Annotated in this window: 14 protein-coding genes; 12 read left to right on the forward strand and 2 right to left on the reverse strand. The window is 55.5% G+C overall.

What is annotated here, in order from left to right; translation table 11 throughout:
• Nucleotides 1-8: 8 nt before the first annotated feature.
• Complete coding sequence (locus B2P82_RS08475) at nt 9-3,263, reverse strand: amidohydrolase family protein (protein WP_290496438.1); 3,255 nt, start codon at nt 3,261-3,263, stop codon at nt 9-11.
• A 246-nt stretch (nt 3,264-3,509) separates the two neighbouring features.
• On the opposite strand from B2P82_RS08475, the gene B2P82_RS08480 reads away from it, so the two are divergent.
• Together B2P82_RS08480 and B2P82_RS08485 are read left to right on the forward strand one after the other, a co-directional pair.
• The gene (locus B2P82_RS08480) at nt 3,510-4,592 is read left to right on the forward strand and encodes a PepSY-associated TM helix domain-containing protein (protein WP_290496447.1); all 1,083 of its coding nucleotides are present in this window, start codon (nt 3,510-3,512) and stop codon (nt 4,590-4,592) included.
• 123 nt (nt 4,593-4,715) lie between these two features.
• Nucleotides 4,716-5,702: a LysR substrate-binding domain-containing protein gene (locus B2P82_RS08485; protein ID WP_290496449.1), complete on the forward strand. Its 987-nt coding sequence runs from the start codon at nt 4,716-4,718 to the stop codon at nt 5,700-5,702.
• Here B2P82_RS08485 and B2P82_RS08490 read toward each other — a convergent pair.
• A complete protein-coding gene (locus B2P82_RS08490; RefSeq protein WP_290496451.1) occupies nt 5,699-6,847 on the reverse strand; it encodes a serine hydrolase domain-containing protein in 1,149 nt (382 codons plus the stop codon). The genes B2P82_RS08485 and B2P82_RS08490 overlap by 4 nt on opposite strands.
• Before the next feature lie 200 nt (nt 6,848-7,047).
• Between B2P82_RS08490 and B2P82_RS08495 the strand changes: the two genes are divergently transcribed.
• From B2P82_RS08495 to B2P82_RS08540, 10 genes are all read left to right on the forward strand, one after another.
• Nucleotides 7,048-7,692 carry an FMN-binding negative transcriptional regulator gene (locus B2P82_RS08495; RefSeq protein ID WP_290479508.1) on the forward strand — a complete coding sequence of 215 codons (645 nt, stop codon included), beginning with the start codon at nt 7,048-7,050 and terminating at the stop codon, nt 7,690-7,692.
• Nucleotides 7,693-7,813: 121 nt separating this feature from the next.
• The gene (locus B2P82_RS08500; RefSeq protein ID WP_290496453.1) at nt 7,814-9,187 is read left to right on the forward strand and encodes an aspartate aminotransferase family protein; all 1,374 of its coding nucleotides are present in this window, start codon (nt 7,814-7,816) and stop codon (nt 9,185-9,187) included.
• Between the two features lies 1 nt (nt 9,188).
• Nucleotides 9,189-10,661, forward strand: coding sequence for an NAD-dependent succinate-semialdehyde dehydrogenase (locus tag B2P82_RS08505; protein WP_290496455.1), 1,473 nt, complete (start codon nt 9,189-9,191; stop codon nt 10,659-10,661).
• Entirely contained in the window at nt 10,661-11,980 is a 1,320-nt protein-coding gene (locus B2P82_RS08510) for a putative porin (RefSeq protein WP_290496457.1), read from the forward strand. The genes B2P82_RS08505 and B2P82_RS08510 overlap by 1 nt, the downstream gene beginning before the upstream one ends.
• Nucleotides 11,981-12,024: 44 nt before the next feature.
• A complete protein-coding gene (gene ald / locus B2P82_RS08515; protein WP_206990570.1) occupies nt 12,025-13,116 on the forward strand; it encodes an alanine dehydrogenase in 1,092 nt (363 codons plus the stop codon).
• 268 nt (nt 13,117-13,384) lie between these two features.
• Entirely contained in the window at nt 13,385-15,694 is a 2,310-nt protein-coding gene (locus tag B2P82_RS08520; RefSeq protein ID WP_290496460.1) for a Tex family protein, read from the forward strand.
• Between the two features lie 272 nt (nt 15,695-15,966).
• Nucleotides 15,967-17,961, forward strand: coding sequence for a TonB-dependent receptor domain-containing protein (locus tag B2P82_RS08525; RefSeq protein ID WP_290496462.1), 1,995 nt, complete (start codon nt 15,967-15,969; stop codon nt 17,959-17,961).
• Nucleotides 17,962-18,083: 122 nt separating this feature from the next.
• Nucleotides 18,084-18,734 carry a MotA/TolQ/ExbB proton channel family protein gene (locus B2P82_RS08530; protein WP_290496464.1) on the forward strand — a complete coding sequence of 217 codons (651 nt, stop codon included), beginning with the start codon at nt 18,084-18,086 and terminating at the stop codon, nt 18,732-18,734.
• Nucleotides 18,712-19,113, forward strand: a complete 402-nt coding sequence (locus B2P82_RS08535) for an ExbD/TolR family protein (protein ID WP_206990573.1) — start codon at nt 18,712-18,714, stop codon at nt 19,111-19,113. The genes B2P82_RS08530 and B2P82_RS08535 overlap by 23 nt, the downstream gene beginning before the upstream one ends.
• Entirely contained in the window at nt 19,110-19,490 is a 381-nt protein-coding gene (locus B2P82_RS08540) for an ExbD/TolR family protein (RefSeq protein WP_206990574.1), read from the forward strand. The genes B2P82_RS08535 and B2P82_RS08540 overlap by 4 nt, the downstream gene beginning before the upstream one ends.
• Nucleotides 19,491-19,523 lie beyond the last annotated feature (33 nt).

A 19,523-nucleotide genomic window follows, 5' to 3' on the forward strand; every position in this document is an offset into this window, starting at 1 on the left:
CAAAGCGCTCAGTGCTCGCCCCAGGCGGGCTTCCAGTTGATATGTTTGGGCACATCATTTACTTCCCAGTAGAACGGTCGCCGTGGACGATCATGATTTCCAATTTCGTTCATGGTCACAGAATCATAGAGACGACCATTCACCATTGTTCGCGAGACCGTTTCGGTATTCCGGATATCCGTCAGCGGATTTTCATCAAGAACGATAATGTCGGCGAACTTTCCGGCCTTGATTGAACCGATTTGCTCCTCAAGTCCCAACGTCGTGGCGCCGTTGATCGTAGCAGCCTTGAGAACATCAAGATTGCTCATCCCGCCCTCTGAAAGCAATTGAAGTTCCCAATGCATGGCGAGCCCGTAGACTTGGCCATGCGATCCGGCATTCACCCGGCCACCGGCATCGTTCAACGCCTTCATGGAACGCGCAGCCGCGCGGAACCCCAAGTCCCAAATCTCGTCCGCTGCCTGTATATTTGTCATGCCGCGAACATACGGTGGCGCCCCGACCGGGACTGCCAATGGGCTGTAAGAACTCGTCGTCGTCTGAACATAGGCATCCACCCGCGGGTCTTCCCAAAGCCGAGACGAATTGTAGAGATAGTTTTCTCCCATCAACTCCCCGAAGAGCACGATCAGAGTGGGTGTGTGCGCCACATCAGATTTCGCCATCAACTGGATGAAATCATCATAGAGCGTCTCAACCGGGACATTGTGTTGAAGGTTCAAATTGCCGTCCAGAATGGCCGTAATGCCATTGAAAAAGTGGCTCTCTCCCTCAACGTCCACCATGATGCCTTTTTCGCGTCCTGCCTTTACCAGCATTTGTCGTTGCTTGCGCTGGATCTGTCGGTAACTTTTGATTATTGTCCCCCCCAATGCGTTCTTACGGTCCATCACCGCCACGGCATCTGCATAGGTCTCGATCGGAACATAGACCGGGTCATATTTACGCTTGCGGCCGAAAATAACACTCCCGACCGCAATGGTGCGGGGGCCCACCATCGCACCAGTCTGGGTCATCTCGGTAACTCCGTAGGTCGGAAGCTCCGATGTGTAGGGATCGTAGTTCGTGGTAATCCCGAAAGAGAGTGCTGCGTAGCGAGATGCTTGCTGCTGCGGCAACAGCCCTGCCGACGCATAGTAACATCCATCCAGATGTCCATGCATGTCCACAAGGCCGGGCATCAAGGTTTTTCCGGTCGCATCAATCACATGTGCATCGTTGGGAACACCGACGTCGGCGGTAGGTCCGACCGCAACGATCCGATTTCCATCCACCACAAGTGTGCCGTGCTCGATGATACCGCCCTGATCCAGGGTAATAATCCGACCACCCACGAAAGCGGTCTTGCCGATGGGGCGGTCCACAGGAACGCGCAAATCCACCCTCGCAAACAGAGTGGGATCGGCGCCATCCGCGTTCACATAGGCTCGATACACATCAGGACCAAACGCCCAAAACACGCTTTCTGAGTCCCGAGCCCAGATCAGCTCATACCCTCCCGCATCTGTCAGTCGCGTGCCGCTATCAGCATCGAACACACCGCCCTCTACGGCCGGGTCAAAGGATGCCACGTAATACGTTTGATAGTGCCGATAAGCGATCCAGTTCAGATCCGGGCTAAGCTTCAACTCACTCGTGTCTGAATCCTTTGTTCGCACATGCACTTCATGGTCATCCCCATTGATCGACACGCTTTCGAGTGTCGTAACGAGCGTCTCGTCGATATAAGCCTCTGTCGTGAAGTACACACGCTCTCCATCGGGAGAGAATCTCGGATTGCCACCGACGACGCCTAATGGGGTTGCTTCGCCTCCCTCGGCAGGAATCCAGTAAATCCCAGGGTCCGCCAAGTGACCGCCGAGACAATCGTCGCCCGATGCAATCTGGAACATGATCACCGATCCGTCCGGCGAAAATGAAGGTTCACGCACAATACCGGTAGACTTGAACAGTGCGGACACTTTTCCATCGTCGGATTTCACCTTCAGGGTGCCGCCCAATACGTCATCCCATTCGATGAACGCGATGGATCGCCCATCGGGTGAAAAGGCTGGCTCCGATTGCGAAGCCTTCGTCGCCGATAAGTGTTCCGGCATGTTGTCGAAAACGTCCTGTCGCCATATGCGTCCAAGCGCGCTGAACGCAAGCATCTGCTCGTCGGGCGACAGGGCCAGTCGCGAAATCGCCTTCACACGTAACGTATCCGGATCGAGGTCTTGTGTGAATCGCGCCGGCTCGATCAAACGATGCCTAGCCGTCAGCGAAAATGGAATCTCATTCGCGCGCCCACTGTCGATATCGACGCGCATGATTTTTCCGCCTGCCCATATCGCGATTGCCTTGCCGTCGGGAAACCAGGAAAATCGGGGATAATATGTGCCCTGTCCCAAAAAGTCAGCCTGCCCATCCCGGTCCAATCCATCAAACACCGGTATTTGGGCGCGTGTCGCAAAATCGTACGTGAACAGCATTGTTTGATCTTTGACCCGGCGGACAAAGGCCATTTTACTGCCGTCAGGCGACATGGACGGAGTCATGGCGCCACCAAAACCTCCCACCACGGTTTTGGTCTCGCCGGTTTCGAGACTTTTCCGACGAATGGCAAAATTCTTGTGGTTGGCATCCACATATACAGTGGACGCATGCGGCGGGGTCATTTTCTCGACGAAATACAGGAACTGACCATCAGGTGAATAGACGGCATCATGCACGTTTTCGCCATTCTCTGGCATCGGGACGATCTGTTCTGCATCACCCCCACTAGCAGGATAGGTTACCAATTCAGAGGAATGGAGCCGGTTCGCCGTATCGAACATGCGGGCCGCAACAATGGTTCGGCCATCCGCACTCCAGGATGGATCGACCAATGCACGCGTGCTCCCGGACGAGACCTGAACGGGGTTGCTGCCGTCTGGGTCCGACGTCCAGATATTATCGGACCCGTCGACATCACTGATGTACGCAATGCGTGCGCCATCCGGACTGAATACCGGCGAATGCTGAATGGCAGGCCCGCCATGTACCAATTCAGCTGCACCGCCTGTTGCTGGCATTGAGTAAATGTCTCCCAACACGTCGAACACGATCGTGTTGCCAACCGGACTGACAGCAACACTTATCCAGGTTCCTTCTGTCAGGGAGAGTTCGACCTCCTGATAGGGCTGCCCAGTTTGGGTAATATCCCATTCCTGCGCGTTGGATGTACATCCAGTTGACAAAGCCAGGCCCAACAGTCCGGCAGCTATAGTCGTCACTCTCATGAATGCCTTCTCCCCTCTGTGTTGCAGCGCTCAAGCCAGTAGAATGCGCGTTCGCCGGTCCGGCGGGTAGGCTTTCCTGCAGCTTCGACTTGACCATGTCGCGACCGCATCGGCGAAGGGGCCTACGACGCATGAAGAGGTGCGCCAAGCGCACCACTGGTCGCGCACTTCGCATCTGTCACGTGCTCTGAATTCTTTGCGATACATGAGACTGGCAATTTTTCGCTCTTTGGTACTGGAGGTTTCATGCGTTTTCCGAGAGTCCGGTCCATCCACAAATATGTCAGCCTCAGCTTCCTCGCTTTGTGGGCACTCCAGGCCGCATCCGGCCTGGCGATTAGCTTTCGAGCCGATATCGATGATTTCTTCCTCGGGCAGAAGAGCGTTCAAGCCGAAACTGCCGCCCTGGCCAAAATGATCGAGACGCTTCAATCGGAAGGCGACGAAATCTCGTCAATCTGGATATCCGGTGGTCGGGACGGTCAATATGATGTCTATTTGGACCGCGATGGCGAAAGCCGCACAGTGCGAATTGACGGTAGCGGTGCACGCATCCGTGATCGGTCCGACGCCAATCGATTTTCAGACGGCGCTATCTTCGAAACCCTGACGCAATTTCACAAATCGCTGATGTTGGGCTCAACGGGGTACCTCTTCCTCACAATCTCCGGTCTCCTTCTGATATCAAATATCAGCCTTGGGCTGATGGCTGGATGGTCTCAACGCAAACGCCTTAGAGCGTTTACAAAAGCCTCCTCCGTCCCGGCAGCTGCGGCATTGTCAGGCTGGCATTGGCGCGTGGGAATCTGGGGGGCAATTCCTGCGCTCTGCATCATCTTGGCGGGTACTGCCCTCACACAGTCTGATCTGCTGGCAAATGGGCTGAGCGTGGAACAGAAAACCCCTGAAAGTCAGAAGCCCGCTCCCCCGCACATCGTGGACTTAGGCACCGCGATGGATGTTGCACTCGGCGAGTATCCCGGATCGTCTCTCGTCGCGATCAATTTGCCCACCGAAAACCGGCAATGGTACAAGTTTCGCCTTAAGGCACCCGGAGAAATGCCGCGCCTTTATGGTGCAACCCGCGTATTCGTCGGATTGGACGGCACGGTTCTGCTGGACCATGATGCTGCCAACAGCGCTCCGGAAGAGCGCGTAATTGAATCTCTTTATCCACTCCACACCGGACAGATAGGTGGACTGTTTGGGCGCCTCATAAATGCCGCCGCCGGCATCTGGTTGTTGTTCATGATCGCTTTGGGCGTACAACTTTGGTTAGCCCGTCGTCGCGGGCAAGGCGCAACGAAATCGTCACCCGGTGGTGAATAAGTGACACGCTATGAAATCAGGCGCGACAAACACATGGTCCCACTGGAATCAGCGCAAAGCTTGACTTACGAACCCGCCGGAAGGTCAATCCCGCGACAAACACACCATGATAGGGAAACCAGAATGGCCGACCGTAAGGACGACCTGATCAAGACCGGGCAACAACCCCCACTCAGAAAAGCGCTTCCACCATTTGAAGGATTGCGGGCGTTCGACGCCATCGCCCGGCTCGGCGGCGTTCGAAAAGCGGCAAAATGGCTGGACCGGGACCATGCAGTTCTAAGCCGACATTTGCGGGCTCTTGAGGAATGGGTCGGAATAACCCTCGTGGAACGCGTTCCGACGGGCCTGATCCTGACCGAAGCTGGCAAGAACTATCATCGCTCAATTGCTCAAGCCCTTGATATGGTGGCGCACGCCACACTGGACCTGCTCAATCAGGGCATCCATCACCAGCTTCTGATATGGAGTACGCCCGGATTTGCACAGCAATGGCTGTCGCGCCGTTTGGCATCGCTTGAGCGCGCAAACCAAGGTGTGGAAATCGAGCTCAAGCCGTCCGTCAGTGCTCCGGACTTTCTCTCCCATGAGGCCACTGCTGATATTCGCTACTGGGCATCCTACGAAGATCTTGATGAGCTTCCGTCCCACCTGAGAAGCCAGGTGATCGCACAATCTCCTATCATTCCGGTAGCAAGCCCGGACTATCTCGAGAGCGCCCCTGAAATCCAAAAACCTGAAGACCTGCTCAATCATCAGTTGCTTCATGAGAATACAACCGAAACTTGGGAAATCTGGCTGAACTCTCTTGGCGTCGATTGTGCCGATGGGCTCAAAGGTCCTCGCCTGTGGCAGGGCAACTTGACGAGCGATGCGTCCCGCCACGGACGGGGCATTGCCCTGACCAACCCCTTGCTCGCCGAAAAGCACCTTACAAGAGGCGACCTGGTCTGGATCGGCAAGGATAATCCGGCTTTTCCAGCAAGGCGGGGCGACTATGTTTTGATCGCCCGTCACGATCGTTGGAACGAACCAAGCTTGCGAAAATTCCGTCAATGGCTGACCAACACGATCGCCAAGGACACGCCTCAGTTCAAGCCAGGCAGCTAGCTCAGCGCGTCCACAGCGGCATTGAAGAAATCATTATCCAGGATCGCTTCCGAGAATTTTGGCTTCGACCGGCAACTCAGGACGGTCAGCACAATTCCACGACTGGGATTGACGTAGATATATTGCCCGAAGATTCCCCGTGCGCTGAATGCGCCTTCCTTAAAATCACCGTCGCGGTCAGGCACGGGCCACCACATATACCCGTAGTTCAATGGGTCGGATCCCGCCATACGTGGCTCAGTAGCTTCCGTGAACCAACCTTCCGGTACGACCGATTCCCCGTCGATCACCCCGCCATTCAACGCGAAGAGTCCCAATCGGGCATAATCATGCAAATTCGCGCAAATGCCACTGCCGGCAACCTCAAGCCCATCCGGCGACTCCAGCCACCATGCGGCGTCCGCCTGCATGCTAAGACGCGACCACATGGTTTCGGAACAATAGTCAGACAGCCACTTCCCGGTTGCGGCTTTGACCAGTGCACCCACAACATGGGTCTCGCCCGTGCTATAGTTCCAGACCGTTCCCGGCTCGGCAATGCGGGGCAAAGAGGCCATGAATTTCATGATTTCACCCGGTTTTTGTCCAACCTGGAGATCCAGCATGGTGCGGCGCTCAGACTCCGCCACCGTGTGAGTATCGTCCCACTTCACACCTGACGTCATCTGCAGCAAATGCTTGATGGAGACCCCATCGTAGCCACTACCGGACAGTTCAGGCAGGTACTTCACGAGTTGGTCATCAACGCTGTCGATGAAGCCATCCTTGATCGCCGCACCAACCAGCGTGGTTGATACTGACTTGGCCATGGACATCGACATCCATCGCGTATCCGGCCCGATGCCCTGATCATAGTATTCGTGAACGATATGCCCATCTTTGATCGCCAACAGTCCGACGAGGCGGTTCTGGGATACGTAGTCGAACAGATCGTAGGATTTACCATTCGCCTGAATAGGCATATCGCTCAGCGGCGTCGCCGCATATGGCAAGGCAGACACCGTGTCACCAGCCTTGATGGTGCGAGTGGGGAAAATCTCGTGTGTATGGCTGAACGTATGCATCTGAACATCTGGCATCAATTTGCCAGCATAAGCCGTCACGATGTCACCGAACTGCGGTTCGCGCTGAGAGAATGCTGTCACGAATAGTCTCCTAGGTTAGCGCAGCGACAATCAGGAGGTGGCGCGCGCTTTGTGGTGACAATACATTTCGATACCGGCAGACTCAGGTGCCAAGCAAAGGTATTCTGGTGCCCCTGCCGCACCAGCTGTTATACATTTCGCGCCTCACATTTCTGTCTGTCGACGCGAAGACTGACCCCAGAAAATACAAGGGATATAGTATGACCGATGCAAATGAGACGTGGCACATGTATGTGCCGAAACCTTATCGGGCGTCTGACCCGCTCTCGATCATAGCCGCCTACCCCTTTGGCCAGATAATCACCAGCTGCGGCGACCTGCCCTATGCGACCTCGGTCCCCATGTACGTGGTGACAACATCAACTGGTCACACTGAGCTGGTCGGGCACATGGCACGGAACAATCCACACGCCACCACCCTGGCCGCCGGCCAAAAAGCGCTTGCGACCTTTCATGGCCCGAACGCGTATATCTCGGCAAGCTGGTACAAGGACCAGCCAACCGTTCCGACCTGGAACTACATTGCTGCGCAAGTACGAGGGACGCTTCATCCGATTGATGATGCCGAGGCTCAACTGGAGATCATGCGGACCACGATTGCCCAGAGCGAAGCGGCGTCCCAATCCGCGTGGCGTATGGAGCACGCACCCAATGGCAAAGTCGACAGCCTGGTTCCCCGTATCCGCTCCTTCCGGATCACCATTTCAAATATCGATGCGGTGACAAAGTTGAGTCAGACCCATCCGCTCGCGGATCAGAAGCGGGTTGTCGACGCCCTCGAAACTCACAGCAACGTTCAGGATCAGGAAATCGCGCGGCACATGCGCAATCTTTGGCCAAAATAGTCACATCGCATTGGTCATGCACCATCGGTGCTGAAACCGCACCACTCCAATCGGTTTAGTCATCTTCTCCCTTCCGCCGCCTGAGCCCAACATGGGTTCAAACAATTGAAAGGGACGCACAATGGCGATCGCGCATCGGAATACAGCCCAGTGGCAGGCCATGGACGCCTCTCACCACATACACCCGTTCTGCGATCCAAAAACACTCGCAGAACGTGGCGTGCGCGTCATAACGAGCGCAGACGGCTGTTATGTTTATGACAGCGACAACAACAAGATCCTAGATGGGATGGCTGGCCTTTGGTGTGTGAATGTCGGGTATGGTCGCCAGGAACTGGTTGATGTTGCGACCGCGCAGATGGAGCAATTGCCATTCTACAATTCGTTCTTTCAAAGCTCGACGCCTAGCCAGATCGAACTTGCGCAAAAACTGTCAGAGATCGCACCGGGGAACCTCAACCATTTCTTTTTCGCCAATTCCGGATCCGAGGCGAATGACACCGTAATCCGCATGGCACGCCATTATTGGCACGTCCGCGGCAAGCCAAAGAAACACAAATTCATTGGCCGTCATCTCGGATATCATGGCAGCACGCTTGCCGCGACCAGCCTCGGCGGCATGAAGCACATGCATGACATGGGATCATCCATGCTTCCTGGCTTCGAGCACATCATGGAACCCCACTGGTACGCTCACGGAGGGAATATGAGCCCCGAGGAGTTCGGTCTCCGGGCAGCACATGCACTGGAAGAAAAAATTCTCGAAGTTGGAGCAGACAATATCGCCGCATTCATCGGCGAACCAATTCAGGGCGCTGGTGGCGTCATCGACCCACCTCCCAATTACTGGCCCGAGATTCAGAAGATCTGCCGCAAGCATGATATCCTTCTGGTATCAGACGAGGTCATCTGTGGTTTTGGACGTCTGGGGGAATGGTTTGGATGCCAGCACTATGGTGTCCAGCCTGACATCATGCCGATGGCCAAAGGCATGTCATCCGGCTATCTGCCGATTTCTGCGGTGGCTTTCAGCGATGAGATATTTGAGACCATCAATGAAGGTGGTCCCATCTCTCATGGCTACACCTATTCCGGGCACCCCGTCGCTTGCGCGGTTGCGCATGCCAATATCAACATTATCGAACGCGAAGACTTGGTGGATCGCGTAAAGAATGATGTCGGCCCCTATCTGCACGCACGGCTCCAGCAGCTATTTAATGAACATGCAATCATTGGTGAAGTACGCGGAGCTGGCCTGATTGCCGGTCTTCAGCTCATCAAGTCACGGGAAGCACGCGAACACTTCACGGCTGAAGACAATGCGGCGAATATCTGTCGTGACATATGCCTCGATAAAGGCCTGATCATGCGTGCCGTCGGACAGGCAATGGTGATCTGCCCTCCGCTTACTATCACGCATGCGGAAATAGACGAACTGATCGACATCGCGTCTGCCGGCCTTTCGGAAACGGCTGCCCGCTTGGGAGTCGCATGATATGTCCGTCATGCAAGTCTCGACTGCGGACTTCGTAGCGACGTCGAATGCTCTGCTGCACCGGTTGAAGGAGCGCATAGCCGCATCGTCTGTGGCAAAATCATTTACCGTGACCAATCCCGCAGACGGATCCATTGTGGCAAAAGTGCCGGATCTGGGCGCGCCGGAAACGGTAAAAGCGATTGCGCTGGCAAATGATGCACAGGTTGCATGGGCCGGGCTGACGGCGGGAGAACGCGGAGCGATACTGCGGCGGTGGCATGACCTTATTCTCGCATCAGAAAAAGAACTTGGCGAAATACTGACACTCGAACAGGGCAAGCCTTTGGCAGAAGCCCGCCGGGAAGTGACGTTTAATGCCAGCTATATTGAATGGTTCGCTGAAGAGGCCAAACGCGCTTACGGTGATGTGATACCGACCAGCGCGTCCTCCCGGCGACAGCTCGTCATCAAGCAGCCCGTGGGAATTGTCGGCGCCATTACGCCCTGGAACTTTCCGAGCGGCATGATAACCCGCAAGGCTGCGCCTGCACTGGCCGCCGGGTGCGTGATCATCCTGAAGCCATCCGATGAAACGCCCTTGTCAGCGCTGGCACTGGAATGCCTGGCAGAGGATGCCGGTTTCCCAGCCGGCGTTTTCCAGGTCATCACTTCGAAAGATCCAGCGCCCGTTGCCCAGACACTGACCAGCCATCCACTCGTTCGCAAGATCTCCTTCACCGGATCTACGCGCGTGGGGAAACTGCTCATGCAACAGAGCGCGGACAGCGTAAAACGCATGTCACTCGAACTGGGTGGGAACGCGCCCCTCATCGTGTTCGATGATGCAGACATCGATGCAGCCGTTGCAGGCGCGCTGGTCGCAAAGTTTCGCAATGCTGGACAAACATGCATCTGCGCCAATCGCATTTTATTACACACGTCCATCAAGGACGCATTCCTTGATAAATTCGTGGCAGCGGCAGAGGCCATGAATGTTGGGGACGGACTTGATCCATCTTCTGACATGGGGCCAATGATCAACACCGCCGCTAAGAACAAGGTTCAGGCCCTGATAGCAGACGCTGTCGAAAAGGGCGCGACAGTGTCCACGTCTCGTCACTCCTCAGACGTCGGAAATTTCATGCCGCCTACCATCCTGTGCGATGTCACAACGGATATGGACATCGCACACACTGAGATTTTTGGCCCAGTTGCGCCGGTTCTCGTTTTCGAAAACGACGAAGACGCCATCGCATTGGCCAATGATACGCCTTATGGGCTCGCCGCATATTTCTGGACCCGAAAGCTTTCGCGCGCCTGGCGTGTCGCTGAGCAATTGGAAGTCGGCATGGTTGGATTGAACGATATTGCGATCTCAGGAGAGGCAACACCTTTCGGAGGCGTCAAGGAATCCGGCATCGGGCGCGAGGGGTCTCGCTACGGCCTCGATGACTATCTGAATGTGAAGTATATCGCGATGGGGGGAATCTGATGTTCTACCCGAATACGGTTTCGACAAAATTTCACCTCCTGAAAGCCAGCGCTATCATGGCTATCGCTTCTGCGACGGTGCCAATGGCCGCACTGGCCCAGGACGCCGCAACGGATAATCCAGCAGCTCTCATCGCCGAGCTGCAGGAAAAACTACGCTTACAGGACGAACGACTGGCGCGCCTTGAGCGGATGCTGAAAGACGCGACAAATGTGCCAGCCAAGCTTGCAACAAGCGACCGGGACACGTCCCGCGTCGTCGTGGCAGAAGCCACGGTCGCAGATACGCGTCCTGCCGCCCCGACTGGGAATCTCAACATAAGTGGCGATATGCGCCTCAGATATGAGCATAACTCGTCTGATGGCGACGAACGCGATGATGCGCGCGGCGTCGTGCGTGGGCGTATCGCGGCCACATATGCCGCGTCACCTACTCTCGAACTTGGTGCCAGGCTCGTCACTGGAGATCCTGACGATCCAAATTCAGCCGACGTTTCGCTCTCCAACTTCAATGACGATCTTCAGGTAAGCCTGGACCAAATTTACGGCATCAAGACGTTCGGAAAATTGTCCGTTCTGGGCGGAAAATTTGCGAACCCATTCCGGCGCACGGATCTCGTCTGGGATGGCGATGTGAACCCGCAAGGCTTGGCAGCCCGCTACGTGGCTCTCGACAATGGTTCGACTCGTATCGGGGGTAGCGCGCTGTTTTTCCCGATTGAGCGTTCGACCGCCGCCCAAGACAGCACAGCATCCGGATTTCAGCTCACCCTCGATCAAAAAGCCAGCGAAGCGTGGGAGTTCGGATTTGCAGCCGGATATTACGACTATGAAATCGAGGCGGTTGGCACGGCAGACTCCGGTGATACACGCACCAACTTGCTTGATGGTTCAGGCGCTTATCTGTCCGATTTTGATCTTCTCAATATCATGACGGAAGCGTCCTTTTCCGGCTTTGGAGATCGCTGGCCACTGGAAATCAAGGCTGAATATGTTCGCAATCTCGGTGCGGACGACTATGATACAGGCTATTCAGTCTCCGCATCGCTTGGACAGGCGAGCGCGCCAGGAACCTATAGTTTCGGATATGGCTATCATGTCGCAGAAGCCGACTCGGTATTCGCGGCCTTTGCGCAAGATAACATACCATATGCCAGCAACTATCTTCAGCACACATACTCGTTCTCCTACGCACTCAGCGAGCACCTCCAGATGAATACGAGCCTGTATGCGTATCGGCTCAAGGATGAAATCCTCATCCCGTTCGCCACCGACGACTGGCAACAGCGACTTCGCGTAAATCTGGTCGCGAACTTCTAGACCCTCCTTCATATATCGGACCCACATTTCAAAGGATTGTTGACTTGCGTATTGGCACCCCAAAAGAACTCAAGAACCGTGAATATCGCGTGGGCCTGACGCCACAAGGCGCCCAGGAACTCGTACGGTCGGGTCACTCTGTATTCGTCGAAACCGGCGCGGGCGAAATGGTTGGATTTTCTGACGAACTGTATGAATCGGCAGGCTGCACAATTTCCACGAATGCGGACGAATTGTTCGACTCTTCCGATATGATCATCAAGGTGAAAGAACCTCAACCAGTTGAGATCGCGCGCCTGCAACCACGACACACGCTGTTCACCTATCTTCATCTGGCACCAGACCCTGAACAGACCCGCGGACTTTTGAAGTCGGGCGCTACCTGCATTGCCTATGAAACAGTAACCGACCGGTTTGGACGCTTGCCTTTGCTTACCCCAATGAGTGAAGTGGCCGGACGCTTGTCAGTTCAGGCTGGCGCCAAGTATCTTGAAATAGCTCAAGGTGGCTCGGGTACACTATTGGGTGGCGTTACCGGCGTCGCTCCAGGCAAGGTACTCGTCATCGGAGGTGGCGTCGCAGGACGGAATGCGGCGGAAATGGCCGTCGGGCTGGGAGCAAATGTCACCATCCTCGATCGCTCACTTGATCGTCTTCGGGAACTGGACGCATTCTTCGCGGGTCGCGCCCGATGTCTTTACTCCACATCGGCTGCGATCGAAGCTTCACTTCTGACCGCTGATTTGGTGGTCGGGGCTGTCCTGCTTCCCGGGTCGGCTGCGCCAAAGGTCGTTTCAGCCGAACAAATCTCGATGATGAAGCCCGGATCAGTGGTTGTGGATATCGCCATTGATCAAGGCGGCTGTTTCGAAACCAGCCGTCCGACCACACATGACGAACCCGTCTACAATGTTGATGGTGTCTGCCACTATTGCGTTACCAATATGCCAGCAGCAGTTGCCCGAACATCCACAATCGCCCTGTCAAACGCCACCCTGCCCTATGCGATGGCGTTGGCCGATTTGGGCACCGAACAAGCCGTGAAGACCGATCCACATCTGCATGCCGGCATCAATGTAGCCCATGGTGACATTGTCCATCCCGAAATTGTCGCGGCGATGGCTGGCCTCATATGACGTCAAGCCGGATATCCTGAGATTTACGGCACTTATGGCGACCATCGTCGCGGAACTTGCCCCCCATACGAACCCGGCCTGAACAAGGCCGGGTTTGGCAAATTGTAGAGCAAGACTTGAGCGCTGCGAAAGATGGCGCGAATGACATCCCATTCCGCTCTTCGCAACATTTGGTTAACCTTGATCTCCAAGATGCAAGGCAGCGGTATCGCTTCGGCTTACCACCTCTTTTTCTGGAACTGTCTTAATTACGAAGGCCCAAGTGTTCATGCCTGCAGTCAAGCTGTCTGAATCCGCCGCTTCCTTTTCCATCGCTCAAATAATTGCCCGCGATCTCAGCGTCCGCGAAGCGCAGGTTGCGGCGACGATTGCGCTCATTGAAGAGGGCGCGACCATACCTTTCATCGCACGCTATCGGAAGGAACGTACGGGCGGCCTGGACGACACTCAATTGCGGCAATTGGCAGAGCGCTACACCTATCTGACAGAGCTACAAGCAAGGCGTGAAACAATCCTGTCGTCCATTGGTGAGCAGCAAAAACTCACGCGCCCGCTTGAGCGTGCGATCTGGAATGCTGAAACCAAGGTTGAGTTGGAAGACCTGTACCGACCATACAAGCCGAGACGTCGAACGCGGGCGACAATTGCACGTGAACAGGGGCTCGAGCCTTTGGCCGAAACACTCCTGAAATGTGCAGGCGATCCTGAAAAACTGGCTGTTGCCTATGTTGATAGTACCAAGGATGTGGAAACGGTATCGGCAGCTCTCGAAGGTGCCCGAGACATTCTGATCGAACGAATGGTCGAAACTCCATCCATCGTCCGCCACGTCCGGGAAAAGGTCTGGGAGGCGGGTGAATTGAGTTCACGGCTGGTCAAAGGCAAACAGGCTGACAAATTTCGGGATTATGCGGACTTCGCTGAACCGCTCGAGAAAATGCCGTCCCACCGCGCTCTAGCAATGTTGCGCGGAGAGAAAGAAGGCGTACTGAAAGTCGGGGTCGGAATCCAGACACGCAAGGCTGATACGCCGCGTCAGGCAATCGCTCGAATCTGCCAGGAATTTGGCATTAACGCATCGGGTAGCAACGGTGATCGCTGGATGCGGGAAACCGCCGAAAAGGCTTGGTCGACCAAGCTTGCCAAATCCGGTGCCTCTGACTCGCTGGCCCGTTTGAAGGAGCGTGCCGAGGCAGAAGCGATCCAAGTATTCTCCAACAATCTCAAGGATTTGCTTCTCGCCGCGCCGGCCGGAAAGAAAACGGTCATGGGCATTGATCCCGGCATCCGAACCGGGTGCAAGATTGCCGTAGTCGATGCGACTGGCAAATTGCTCGATACCGCCACCATTTATCCTCATGCGCCGCGCAATGATCGCGCGGGCGCACTGACCATCATAACGCGACTTGCCTCCAAGCACGGCGTGGATCTTGTCGGCGTTGGCAATGGCACAGCCGGCCGGGAAACGGACGCTCTGGTTGCTGAGTTGGGTAAGGCAGCACCGGAGCTGAAACTGGCCAGCATCATGGTGTCGGAAGCTGGCGCCTCCGTCTATTCGGCCTCACAGCTAGCTGCTGACGAGTTTCCCAATCTGGATGTCAGCTTGCGTGGGGCAATTTCCATTGCACGGCGCCTTCAGGACCCGCTGGCCGAACTGGTCAAAATCGAACCGAAAGCGATTGGCGTCGGCCAGTACCAGCATGATGTCGATCAGGCTGCACTCGCCCGCTCGCTCGACGCGGTTGTGGAGGATTGCGTGAATGCGGTTGGCGTCGACGTCAACACAGCCTCCGCTCCCCTCCTCACGCATGTCTCCGGACTTAACACGACGCTGGCCAGCAACATCGTCGCTTTCCGCGACGAGAATGGACCGTTCTTGACACGCAAACAGTTGAAGAAAGTCCCGCGCATGGGCGCAAAGAGTTTCGAGCAATCGGCTGGATTCCTGCGCATCGTTGGAGGCAAAGACCCGCTGGATGGATCCGCCGTACACCCGGAGTCCTACCCAATTGTCGAACGCATCGCCAAGGCAACGAAACAATCAGTGAAGTCCCTGATCGGCAACAAGGCAGTCCTGTCACAACTCAACCCAGCTGACTTCGCTGATGCGACATTTGGCGTTCCTACAATCCGGGACATTATCGCCGAACTGGAAAAGCCAGGCCGCGATCCAAGACCTGACTTCCAGACCGCGAGCTTCCAGGAAGGCGTCAACGAAATCGGCGACCTCAATCCCGGCATGAATCTGGAAGGCGTCGTGACAAACGTCACCGCCTTTGGCGCCTTTGTAGATATTGGCGTTCATCAGGATGGCCTCGTTCACATATCTCAACTGGCAGACCGCTTCGTGGAGTCACCGCGCGACGTGGTCAAAGCTGGCGACATTGTGCGCGTTCGCGTGCTGGAAGTGGATATAGACCAAAAGCGGATCAGCCTGAGCATGAAGTCGTCCGCCGACTCGCAAGCGGGCACGCGTCCCAAACCGGCGCCCAAGGCGCCACCTCGGAAAACTCCCGAGCCGGCAGCTGAAGCACCCCCGAGCAGCCCATTCGACGTGCTGAAATCTCTCAAGCGCTAGCCCACTTGCATAACGTATTCGAAAGTTAGCCCTCCACTCCAATTCGCAACATGTCAGCCTCAATCCCTCATTGACTGGCAGGGTTGCCGCCAGATGGCCGGCATATGAGTGAATATCTGCCTCCAGGCAGATAGGCCGGCACCCCGAATTGGCAGGTGACGATCTAAAAGACTCATTTTGCGAATAATTTTCATTTGCAAAACAGATTACCACGCGCTATCCCGACCCCACATTGCGACTGAGTTGCATTAACGTATTATCTGGAGGGGTCCATGAACCACATCGTAAACCGTAAAACCGCCCTGTTCGGGGCCACAGCGATCGTATCGATCATTATGCTTCAGGCACCAGCCTCCGCGCAGGAAGACGCGAACACTGACAGTGAGGAGTTCCTCGGCACGCTGACGCTCGGCGAGAGTAAAAGGGAAGTCCAGACCGACACCGCCACACCAGTCACGGTCGTCGATCAGGAAGAAATAGAAGACCGCCAAGCTGGCACTGTTGCGGAATTGATTGACTCCGTTCCTGGCGTCTCCCTCGTAAACGGCTCCACCCCGACCGGATCCGGGATCAATATTCGTGGTTTTGGCGCCAACGGCACTTACGGAACTGACCAGAAAGTAGCTATTCAGGTCGATGGCGCGAGCGTGGGCTCGGAAGAACTCTATCGTATTGGCACCCAGCTCTATACCGATCCGTATCTCTACAAGAGCGTCGAAGTGATCCGTGGGACTGTCGGAAGCTTTGAGTACGGATCTGGCATTATCGGTGGGGTTGTGCGCCTTGAGACGATCGATGCGTCAGACCTCACGGGCGGCGAAACGGGGCTCGCCTTCCGTCAAACCCTCGGCGGCGCAACCAATATGGACGGATTCAACTCCTCCAGCACGCTCGCAGTCCAACCCACGGAAAACCTTGAGCTCCTTGCGAACTATTCCTGGCGCGAGCAACACAATCAGGAAGATGGTAATGACAATGTCATTGAGAACAGCGAATTTGAACTGCCCTCCTATCTGCTGAAGGCCCGCTATACGGTCGGGGACCACAGCATGCGCGCCAGCTATACCAATTCTGAGACAACCGAACGGGACAAACCATACGACTCCTTCGGTACGACCGGCGGCGCATTTGGAAATGTGGATCGAGACACCAAGTCCGAAACGATATCGCTTGCCTACAATTTCAATCCTATCACGAATGATTTGGTGAACCTTGATGCGGTGTATTCCTACGCCAATCAGGAAATTGATCAGGAATGTATTGTCGGCAGTGGCCCGTTCGGATGCTTCGCCACGGTCGATGCCGACCATCGCTACGAGACAACGAAGTTCACCGTGAAGAACACAGCCTATATTGAAACAGGCGCTCTGGTGCATGATTTGCGCACGGGCATCGAGTTCATCCAGAAAGAACGTCTTGATGCAAATTCGGCCCCAGGCGGTGAAGACAATCGCATCGCCCTGTTCGTAGTCGACCAGATCGACTTTCTGGATGGATGGACATTCGCACCAGCCCTTCGGTTTGTAAGCTCAGAAGTCGAGGGGACCCTCGATGATGGCAGCGCTGCGAGCTATGACAATGACGCGCTCATGGGCGGGGCATCGCTCCGTTATCAGTTTGATAATGGCATCGCCCTCTTCGGAAGCTATGCTTACACGGAAAGCCTCCCCATTCTCGATGACCTCGAGAACGAGGTCTATATGAGCCAGCCAGAGATCGGAAAGACTTATGAGTTCGGCGCATCCTACGACCTTATCGGTGTCCTTGGACAGGATGATACGCTTTCCATGAAGGCCAATTATTATCACACGGATCAGGAAGATAACACGTCTTACTCAGGTGTGGACTCGATCGAAATCCAGGGGCTGGAGCTTGAAGGATCGTACGCCCGCCGCGACGGCTACTATGCTGACCTCAACGCCAATATCGTTGATGCAGAACAGACCCGCACAGACAGCACTGTCGCGGATTGGACGAATGCTCCAGCCAACACGCTGCGCCTCACGCTCGGCAAGCGCTTATCGAGATTGGCCGATCTGTCCAGCGAGTTCGTGCTGGCAGATGAAGCAGACCGCAATGGCACGACGACCCCGGGCTCTGCCACTGTCAATTTGCGCGCAACGATCACTCCGCAGGAAGGTGTCCTGAAGGACACATCCTTCCGCTTCGGGTTTGAAAACCTGTTCGATCATAATTACACGCCGCTCCTTTCTACGCGTCCGGCGGCTGGGCGGAACATCAAGTTCACGGTGTCGAAAGCCTTTTAGACAGTACCCCACCGATGCGAGCACCATGCGCGGCTGCCAACAGCTGCATGGTGCTCGCAACAATTCGCCAAACATTCCCGCAGCGAACTGAATTTCAAAGCGAAATCTGATTGGAAACCCGCATGCTCACAATGTTTCAAAACTTATATGATGTCGGCGGTCCCATCCTTACCATCCTTCTGCTTGCATCCATTTTCACGCTCGCCCTGACAGGCTTCAAATACTGGCAATTTCGGTCGGATCAGATCGGACGCCTGAAGCCGCTCAAATCTGCCATCCGCGCTCTGGACGCTGGCGATGAGCAAGATGCATCGGATCAGCTCCGCGCATCGAAACATTGGCTGGCGAACATTCTTCTGTCCGCTTTGCCGCTACGCGGGCGAGAAGGCCTTGTTGCCCGACTCGAAGCCGAAGCCGACCTCGCGTTGCAACCCTATGAAGGTGGCTTTCGCGTCCTTGATACGATTGCTCAATTGGCCCCCCTGCTAGGGCTTCTCGGAACGGTGCTGGGGATGATTGAGGCGTTCCAGGCCCTGCAATCTGCGGGATCACAGGTAGATCCGGCAGCCCTTGCTGGCGGTATCTGGGTCGCCCTGCTGACCACCGCCGCAGGCCTCTCCGTCGCCATGCCTACATCCATTGCGCTGTCCTGGTTTGAAGCTCAGACTGACCGCGAACGCGCTTTCGCCGAGCATGCATTCACAGTCCTCGTTACACCGGAGACGCGCGAGACGTCAGCCAGAGAAATAGTTGCTGCTGGATATGGCACTTAAGCGCACCCGTCCACGCCGTCGCGCGTCGATCACGTCCCTTATCGACGTGATCTTTCTGCTGCTGCTTTTCTTTATGCTGGCTTCTAGTTTCTCAAAGTTTTCCGAGGTCGAGATAGCCTCAACCACTGCAGCCGCCGGTAAGACCTCCGACAACCCCATCCTTATACTAACCATTGGGACTGATACCCTTCTGCTGGACGGAAAGGCGGTCCCGCTGAGTCATCTCGCTTACAGGCTCGAAATACATGAAAATGATGAAAGCGTACCGACAGTGGCGGTGAAGTTAACAGACGATGTTACCACGCAAACACTGATTGACGTCCTCGCTGAACTGAAACGTACGCCCTGGATTGAGGTGCTCGTGGTGGAGCCGACGTGAAGCGTAGCAAACTGCAAACCCGCCGCGATCCCGTGATCTCACTGATCAACATCGTATTCCTGATCCTGATCTTCTTCATGATTGCAGGAACGCTCGCCTCCCCACCTGATCCATCTGTAAGATTTGTTCAGACCCAAGATCTCGAATGCTGCGTCCCTCCAGACGCGGTGTCGATCGACAAGACCGGTCAACTACGCCGGGGAGGCGCTCCGGTCAGCCTGGAGAGTCTTCTCGACAGCCCGGCGGCAGATACGTCTTCCCTACGCCTTCTTCCCGATCGCGAACTGCCAGCAGTGCAACTCCTCAAGCTGGTGAAAGAGCTTCGAGCGAGCGGTAGGACCAACATCATTGTCGTGACGGAGGACACCACAGGATGACGAAAGCGAATGTGGTCAAATTCTCGATTGCGC

This window comes from Hyphomonas sp. UBA4494, from assembly GCF_002388935.1.
Lineage (GTDB): Bacteria > Pseudomonadota > Alphaproteobacteria > Caulobacterales > Hyphomonadaceae > Hyphomonas.